Below are 7886 nucleotides of genomic sequence, written 5' to 3' on the forward strand. Positions count from 1 at the left end.
CGCTCTTCCGATCTACTGTCATTTAATTTTAGTAAATGCGTCACCAGGAGTCAGACATGAATGAAAGTCAGCGTACTAAGGTAACCTTACTATCTGAACTTAGTATGCAATCTAACCTTCTTAAGCAATCGTTAGAATTTAATTTGGACCTTTCTGTAGAGATTGTTCCTCTTGCTTCTCTTTCGGACAATAGAACTCAGCAACTTGCTATTCACCCTATAGTGTTGGCGGACTTTTCAGCATTCAATGATGAAAACTTTTCAGTCTATGGCCGCCTTCGTGTTCAAGAATCTAACTCGCTAAAAGAAGTACTTATAAACTGCCCCAAAAATGTAGAGTCTTCAAAGTTATTCAAGTGGAGAGACCTCGTTGGCGTATTTTATGTGGATGATAATATAGACAATTTCGTAAAGGGTATGACAAAGATTCTTCAGAATGAAATGTGGTTATCTAGGCGCTTTGCCCAAGACTACATTCAATATTTTCGTGGGAGTAGGCAGTATACGGGAACTAGGGAGTTTGCCAGTTTAACCAAAAGAGAGAAGCAGATCATTCAGCTACTTGGTCATGGGGCTTCAAACATGCAAATTGCAGATAAGTTATTCGTCAGCGAAAATACGGTTAAAACGCATTTACACAATATATTTAAGAAGATAAATGCAAAAAATCGATTACAAGCACTACTTTGGGCAAACAATCATATTTGAATATAGCGTAGAAGATGAAAAACTAGTTATAAAGACTTTTTTATATCCAACGCGAGTTCATTCAAAAGTTTAGAATAATAGTAAAGTTGATGTTTCACTTTTGAGATTCTAATGCTTTCCTAATGTTTCCAAATATTAATGACCTAATTTTTACTATATATTGACCATCTTGTTATTTGAGTCTTTTTGTTTGTAGATTTAGTGTTGTTAGCACTTTGGAAGTATTAGTTAAAGGGAATGTATGAAAGGTCTAAATATGGGTTTATCTGAATCAGAGGTACAGATTTTAATGATGACTCAATACAATCTACAGAGTGAAAACTTTTGTCAGATGCTTCAGAAAGCGACTCAGCTTAGTATCAGTAGTGTCGATCCATCCAAAAAAATGGATGTCGCCACTATTCCTTATAACAGTATTGTTATCGTTGATGTTTCAGCATCGGAACAGCTTGAAGAAGTAAGTCGAATAATACAAGAATCAGACAAAGTAATAGGAACCGTTTTATTCAACGCAGATGAAGATATGAGTGTGGAAGAGGTTCTTAGCTGGAAATCTTTACGTGGTACTTTTAGTGCTAAAGATACGCTACCACAGGTTTGCCAAGGTTTGAAATCCATTGCTAGTGGCGATAATTGGCTACCTAGGAAAATAATCAGCAAATTAATCAGTTACTATGAACTAAATATAAATACGACTCAAGATCTAGGGTATTTAGCAACTGAGCTAACACGACGAGAACTAGAAATATTGGAATCTCTTAAAACAGGAGGTTCTAATGTGGAAATAGCAGACTCTCTGTTTGTAAGTGAGCATACAATTAAGTCCCATTTGTATAATATTTTTAAGAAGTTAGAAGTAAAGAACAGAACTCAGGCAATGGCTTGGGCTAAAAAACACTTATAGTAATTTGCTGTAATGAATAAAAAAAGAGTCTATGAACTAGTTTATAGACTCTTTTTTTATTGAAAGATCAACACGCCCTAAAGATCCGAATCTCGAAATGCTCTGTTTAGCGATATTAGTAACGGGTTTAATAAATAATCCAACACAGTACGTTCATCTAAAAGAATCAGTACTTCGGCGGGCATGCCTGGGTAGAGCTTTATGTGGGTGTTTTTTTCAACTGTCTTCATATCTAGCTCAATATTTATGGTGTAGCTAGATTGATCTTTTCGCTCGTCGATAATGCTGTCAGCAGAAATGTAAACGACCTTACCAGTAATAGGTAATAAGCGGCGATAGTTATATGAAGTTAAACGAACTTCAGCCATTTGACCAAGTTGCAGCGCATCAATATCTTGAGGGGTAACATTGGCTTCAACAATAAGATTACTATCTACAGGTATGACTTCCATAAGAACTTCGCCACTGGTCACAATACCACCTAAGGTGTGAATGTTGAGCTCAACGATCTTGCCGTTGATTGGGCTAGCGATAGTTGACCTGCCTAGCTCTTCTTCTGCTTGGGATAAATGTTCTTTCAGTTCTATAATATCTCGCTCTGCAAGTTCTAGTTCTTCAGACGCGTCTTTTATAAACTCTAATCTTAAGTTAGCAATGCTCTGTTTTGCTTCGGCAATCAGTAATTCTTCTCTCGCCATAACAGCATCGTAGTCGTCGATTCGACGTTGGATGTCAAGCCTTTCACGTTGTGAAAATAAAAGCTGTTCACGTGATGCAAACCCCTTTTTTGAAAGCTTGGCTAGCATGTCGACCTGTTCATCAAGTAAGCCAAGCGCTTGGGCGTCCACCTTACTTCTCGCAACGTATGAATTTAGATTTTGTTTGGCTTGCTCCATCTGTTTTTTTGCAATTTCGATCGCACCATTTAGTGCTTCCATTCGTATCTGTCTGAGCTTAGTTTGTGTAGCGACTGCTTGAGCAATCAATGCGTCAGACTGGTCTAACGATGGAATAAATGCAATCTCGCGCGTTTCATTGATTTCTGCTTGAAGCCTATTATATTTTGCGAGCGCATTGTAATAGCGAGACTTTATTTGTAAAAATCGTGTTTTTGCTTTGGTTGAGTTTAGCGTGACTAATGGATCGCCAACCGACACTAGCTGCCCATCTTTGACATAAATATTTTCAACAATACCCCCATCGAGGTGTTGGATTTTTTTTCGATAACCTTCAACGGTGATATGGCCCTGAGCAATGGCTGCGCTGCTGAGTGGAGCAAAGTAAATCCAGTTAACGATCACTCCGCCGCCGATCACCAGTAATGCCAGACCACATTTGATCCAAAAGTGAGTGTGATTGGTTGGATTGTGTAGCTCGGTTTCATGTCTAGCCATTATTCGACACCTTTTTCATTGGTATTTTTTGCGCGGCTGCGATTTTTTTTGTTTCGGTATCGCTTTTAATCGTGCCATTTTCCAAAAAGATGATGCGATCGCTAAACCCGAGTAATGAAGATTGGTTGGTGGTAAAAATCGTGGTTAGCCCCATTCGTTTTCTTACGACCAAAATTTGGTGCAATAGCCTTTCATCGGTAGGTCCAAGAAACGCATTAGGTTGATCCCAAATAAGCACTTTAGGTGTCGAAAACAACGTGCGTGCCAACAATAGCTTATGGTATTCCGAGCTAGAAAGTCTGATATCTTTAGTGATGTCGGTTTCGTACCCTTTTGGCCATTTTAAAATTTGTTCGTGCAACCCTAAGGCTTTACAGGCGTTATAGACGTTTTCGACATCGTACTCCGATTGGAATAATGACAAGTTTTCAATGATAGAACCTGGTAGAAACTGTGAGTCGGTAGAGTAATAACCGAGAACATCAGCTAGCTCTTCGGAATACCATTGTAAATAGGTAGCACCATCAAGTCTGACTTGCCCTAGGCTTGGTTTAATTAATCCGGCGAGTGCTTTTAATAGTGTGCTTTTTCCGCTCCCGGAATCACCGACGATAGCAATGCAGCTGCCAGAAGGAATATCAATATTAATCCGCGATAAAAAAGGTTTGTTGCTGTCAGGATACAACAGCATCACATTTTCTGCGGTGAGTTTGCCTTGCGCTGCTGGTAGGCTGGCTTCTTGTGGTTCTTTTGGGTAACTGAGTGTAATGCTAACGAGTTCTTTCCAGTAACGATTCGCATTAATCCAAGGATAAAGGTTACTGACTAACGCTTCATAGGGGGAAAATACACGTGCTGAAAGCATGGTGGCTGCAATCATGGCACCGGCAGTTATTTCTCGTTCTATGACTAAAATAGCCCCTATCGCAACCAAAGAGACCTGTGCTAAAGCTCGCAGAAATTTAGAGGCACTGGCTATATTTGTGCTTTGCCCTAAGCCAATGACCATTTTTTTGTACACGGTAGAATCTTGAGCGCTTGTGATCGCCGCGATATTTTTCGTCATGCCCATAGCGCGCACGCTGTTGGTGTCTTCAATCGAGGTTTGGGTTAACGACAGTTGTTGAAGGTTGGCTTTACTTCGGTAGTGGAAATTGAGCATCGCTAATCCAATGAGTAGCGCAATAACAAATACGCAAATCACTCCATATAAAGGATGAAGGCCAACTAAAAACAGTAAAATTAATGGTGTCCATGGTGTATCAAAAAGCGGGCTCAGCGATGATGACAGTGTATTTCTCACGCCCTTCATTAAGTTTATGATTTGGGCATTGTTGGTGTTGCTGTCGCTACTGGCAAAGATAGAGGCACCATGAAGTGAGGCCCCAATATGAGAGCTCCACTGCTCACTCGCTGATAACAGCATGCGTTGTCTGATCCAATCAAGAACGGCATGCAAAATAATAAACGCGATGGTGATGATAGAGAGTAGCCAAAGGGTATCAAGGCTTTGAGAGGTTAACACTCGGTCAAAAACTTGCAGTGAATAAAAAGGAAGCGCCAACACAAATATATTGATAAAAAATGAAAAAAAGAGCACCCAGAGTAGACTAACTTTCAATTGCTTTTCAGCGCGTGAAAATGTCTCTCTGGGGGATGGTTTAGGAGTGTTATTACTGCGCAATGTGGGTTCCTCGACATCAATCGTTCACTAACGAGAAAAAGGTGAAAGCCGAAACTTTCACCTTGTATATAGTTAGAGAGTGCTAGGATTAAGCAGGCATCATCTCAGACATATCAGCCAAAGATTCACCGTTCCAAGTGATGTCTGATTCTGACAGGTCAGTGACAATAGTAACAGCATCCACACCTTCACCAAAGGTGTACGCATGAAGATCAAGCACGCCTTCTGGTACGTAAGATAGACCAAGCATTTCAATATATGCCTGCTCTTGCTCACCTGTAATATCTTCAGAAGTGAAATTAAGTTCGCCGTCTTCTAGGAATCTCCAAACGCCTTCTAATGAAAGCCCTTCAAGCCCGACTGCAATAAACGTGTTATCGGTATCAGGTGTTGCTTCGTCTCCATCATCTTGAGATTGAAACAAAATGTTAGAAAGACTGACATTAGCGAAAACGTCCTCAGGACCGTAGCCCACAATCGCTTCTACAGAGCGCGCTTGAGTAACCAAGTCGAAAAAATTGTCGCCATTTTCTTCTGCGCGCATGTAGACAGTGTCAAAACCATTACCACCGGCAACCATTTTGTCATCAACACTTGCAGCGAGTTGGTCGTTACCTGCGCCCCCTCTAAGTACATCTTCTCCTACCCCGCCAATAATAATGTCATCACCAGCATTTCCGTCGATAATATCATCGCCAGTATTTCCAGATAGGATATCATCGCCTGCACCACTAAAGATAACGTCATCACCATGCAGAGCGAATACTGTTGAATCGTCTTGTCCTGTCGTGATGGTATCTTCTTGGTTTGTGCTTGCATTAGGGTCGAGAAGTGTTTTCGCTTCTTCTAGAGCATCGTATATATGTTGAAACATGTGAATTCCTTTTTCAGTGATAGATTTTTGAAAAAACAGTGCTTATTAGCAACGTCCATTTTCAAAAGTTGAAACTGAAATATCGAATGGACAAGATTAATATACTGGATTACAGTGTTTCATATGTACGATATAAGCATGAAACTAATGTTCTTAATTTTCAGTGGTTTATTTTTTACTTATTGTGATCTTTCTGGGTAGCCCTATATTTGAATGAATGCATGAGATATAAAATTAAAAAAGTATGAGTTTATATTACTAATGGCAGGGTTTTTGGTAGACTCTAACGTAATCGACTTTTAGTTTTTCAGATGTGAAATCTTCACTCAAGTTACCTCCCCACCCGCCAAGAGCGAGGTTGATGATGAGATAAAATGGCTTATGAAAAGGGTTGTTTTCGGTTCCCATAGCTTCGATATCCACTCGGTGAAATGGCTTATCATTAATAAAATAGGTAATGTGCTGCTGTGTCCATTCGATAGCGTACTTGTTAAATCTATCTACTGAGTCATGATCAATATGCGCGCCAACACTGTCTCTTTCTTTCTTGTCATGATCATAATAAATCGCATTAGCATGAATAACGCCAGGGTTGCTACCCACATGCTCCATGATGTCTATTTCACCACTTCTAGGCCAGTAAACTTGCCGTATATTTGCCCCAAGCATCCATATTGCTGGCCAAGTTCCTGGCGCGACAGGTATGCTGGCAAGAACTTCAATCTTGCCATATTTCCATGTTGCTCTTTTCTCTGTGGTTAAGCTTGCCGACGTATAAGGTTGTGAGGTTGATAAGTGATGTTTAGCTTCGATAGTAAGTATACCATTATTAACGTAGCTGTTTTCTAGCGACTCTACGGTGTAATATTGCAGCTCTTTATTTCGAACATACCCTTCTTCGTAATTCCACTTACTACTATCAGGAAGGCCTGAATAGTTAAATTCATCAGACCACACCAACTCATAATCTTGAATCTCACATTCGCTAGCATTGGCATTAGAAAGCGTATTGAAAAGTAGCAAAGAGAAAATACTAACAATTTTTAACATATTGAACACTCGATGTAATAGGTATATAACGACAAAAAATTTTGTTATAACTTTCTTAAAAAGGTAGAAGCTAGCTGCACAAATTTAGGTCTACTGGATGCTAATAACCGCCATGAATAGAGTGGTTTTGCAATAACTCGCGGAGAGAAAGTAATAGAAATCCACCACATAGATAAAATCATTCTATTGATTGTGCTTAAGTTTTGACTGCTGATGCTATTTATTGCTTTTTTGACGAGATTTAGGCGAGATGTCGAAGCTAGGTTATTATTTGGTTCAAAAAGTGCCAAACACATGATCTGGTTTAAATGAACCATGTCGTTGTACCAAAACTCATTTTCTAGTGGTAGTGATTTGTTCTCGGTGGCTTTTTTAAGGGCTGAATGCCGCATATTATTATGCTCAAGAAGCCACTTTGCACGATCCGTTAATTGACTTGCAAACGCAGAATGATTGAGTCCGTGTTGTCGATAGGCTGAGAAACAATGTTCACTGCTCGATACCATGGTAAAAATTGGTGCGAGGGTAACTAAGTAGCCATCACCACCTTGACGAAAAGATTCTTGTGGAATAGGCATCACGTTTTCTAAATACTCGCGTCTAAACAGTAACCCTGAAGTGACGGTAGATTGGTATTGGCCACAGTGGAGTAACTTTTCTTTTGCTTGATCGCCTTCATCAAAATGGAGCTCTTGTTTGGGGAATATATCAAACTGAGTACCTTGCTCATCAACAAGGTGCATTCTGTACTGGCACATACCGCTTTGAGCCGGAAATTGTTCTAAAGCGTTCTCTATGGAGTTAGGAAGTAGGTAGTCATCTGCGTCAAGAAACATAATAACGTCGCCACTAGAAGCATCATAACCAGTATTGAATGCGCCGCCATGGCCTTTGTTTTTTTTATGAAAAGCGGGGATTAATCGGTCTTGATATCCCATAATAAGTGCTCGTGAATTGTCTTTTGAACAATCATCGACCACGATCAACTCTATATTAGAATAGGTTTGATTAAGTACGCTCTCTATACTTGTTTGAATGAACTTTTCATAGTTGTAGCAAGTAATGATCACACTGACCATTGGTCGGTTTTTGCCTTGAGTCGACTCAGTGCTTAGTGTCTTAGTTTCCATATAGCTCTACATCCTTTTGTGCGATAAGGCGTGATATTACTCCAATGTGGAGGGAGCCTCTTATTGCCCACTTACGCCACTTAATTTGATCAAATAGATTGGCAACGGCCATAGCGAAACAAGCCGTAGCTTTGCCAAGCGCG

At 40.0% G+C, this 7886-nt stretch carries 7 protein-coding genes; 2 read left to right on the plus strand and 5 right to left on the minus strand.

Annotated elements, in window-relative coordinates:
* Positions 1-56: 56 nt before the first annotated feature.
* Together ACP45E_RS04260 and ACP45E_RS04265 are read left to right on the plus strand one after the other, a co-directional pair.
* A complete protein-coding gene (locus ACP45E_RS04260) occupies positions 57-707 on the plus strand; it encodes a LuxR C-terminal-related transcriptional regulator (RefSeq protein WP_017033199.1) in 651 nt (216 codons plus the stop codon).
* A gap of 256 nt (positions 708-963) precedes the next feature.
* Positions 964-1611 carry a LuxR C-terminal-related transcriptional regulator gene (locus ACP45E_RS04265; RefSeq protein WP_241824266.1) on the plus strand — a complete coding sequence of 216 codons (648 nt, stop codon included), beginning with the start codon at positions 964-966 and terminating at the stop codon, positions 1609-1611.
* Between the two features lie 77 nt (positions 1612-1688).
* On the opposite strand, the gene ACP45E_RS04270 is transcribed toward ACP45E_RS04265, so the two are convergent.
* From ACP45E_RS04270 to ACP45E_RS04290, 5 genes are all read right to left on the minus strand, one after another.
* Positions 1689-3005 (minus strand): HlyD family type I secretion periplasmic adaptor subunit, encoded by a 1317-nt coding sequence (locus tag ACP45E_RS04270; protein WP_017037271.1) that lies wholly within the window; start codon positions 3003-3005, stop codon positions 1689-1691.
* Complete coding sequence (locus ACP45E_RS04275) at positions 2998-4689, minus strand: ATP-binding cassette domain-containing protein (RefSeq protein ID WP_017037272.1); 1692 nt, start codon at positions 4687-4689, stop codon at positions 2998-3000. Before ACP45E_RS04275 ends, ACP45E_RS04270 begins: the two co-directional genes overlap by 8 nt.
* Before the next feature lie 88 nt (positions 4690-4777).
* Positions 4778-5563 (minus strand): calcium-binding protein, encoded by a 786-nt coding sequence (locus ACP45E_RS04280; protein WP_017033203.1) that lies wholly within the window; start codon positions 5561-5563, stop codon positions 4778-4780.
* A 258-nt stretch (positions 5564-5821) separates the two neighbouring features.
* Positions 5822-6613: a glycoside hydrolase family 16 protein gene (locus tag ACP45E_RS04285; protein WP_017033204.1), complete on the minus strand. Its 792-nt coding sequence runs from the start codon at positions 6611-6613 to the stop codon at positions 5822-5824.
* 44 nt (positions 6614-6657) lie between these two features.
* Positions 6658-7743 carry a glycosyltransferase family 2 protein gene (locus tag ACP45E_RS04290; RefSeq protein ID WP_017037273.1) on the minus strand — a complete coding sequence of 362 codons (1086 nt, stop codon included), beginning with the start codon at positions 7741-7743 and terminating at the stop codon, positions 6658-6660.
* Between the last annotated feature and the right edge of the window lie 143 nt (positions 7744-7886).

Origin of the sequence: Vibrio genomosp. F10 str. 9ZD137, assembly GCF_049974785.1 — a bacterium.
Lineage (GTDB): Bacteria > Pseudomonadota > Gammaproteobacteria > Enterobacterales > Vibrionaceae > Vibrio.

Coding starts and splice junctions, on each gene's coding strand:
- ACP45E_RS04260 (WP_017033199.1), top strand. CDS start 57: ATGAATGAAAGTCAGCGTACTAAGGTAACCTTACTATCTGAACTTAGT.
- ACP45E_RS04265 (WP_241824266.1), top strand. CDS start 964: ATGGGTTTATCTGAATCAGAGGTACAGATTTTAATGATGACTCAATAC.
- ACP45E_RS04270 (WP_017037271.1), bottom strand. CDS start 3,005: ATGGCTAGACATGAAACCGAGCTACACAATCCAACCAATCACACTCAC.
- ACP45E_RS04280 (WP_017033203.1), bottom strand. CDS start 5,563: ATGTTTCAACATATATACGATGCTCTAGAAGAAGCGAAAACACTTCTC.
- ACP45E_RS04285 (WP_017033204.1), bottom strand. CDS start 6,613: ATGTTAAAAATTGTTAGTATTTTCTCTTTGCTACTTTTCAATACGCTT.
- ACP45E_RS04290 (WP_017037273.1), bottom strand. CDS start 7,743: ATGGAAACTAAGACACTAAGCACTGAGTCGACTCAAGGCAAAAACCGA.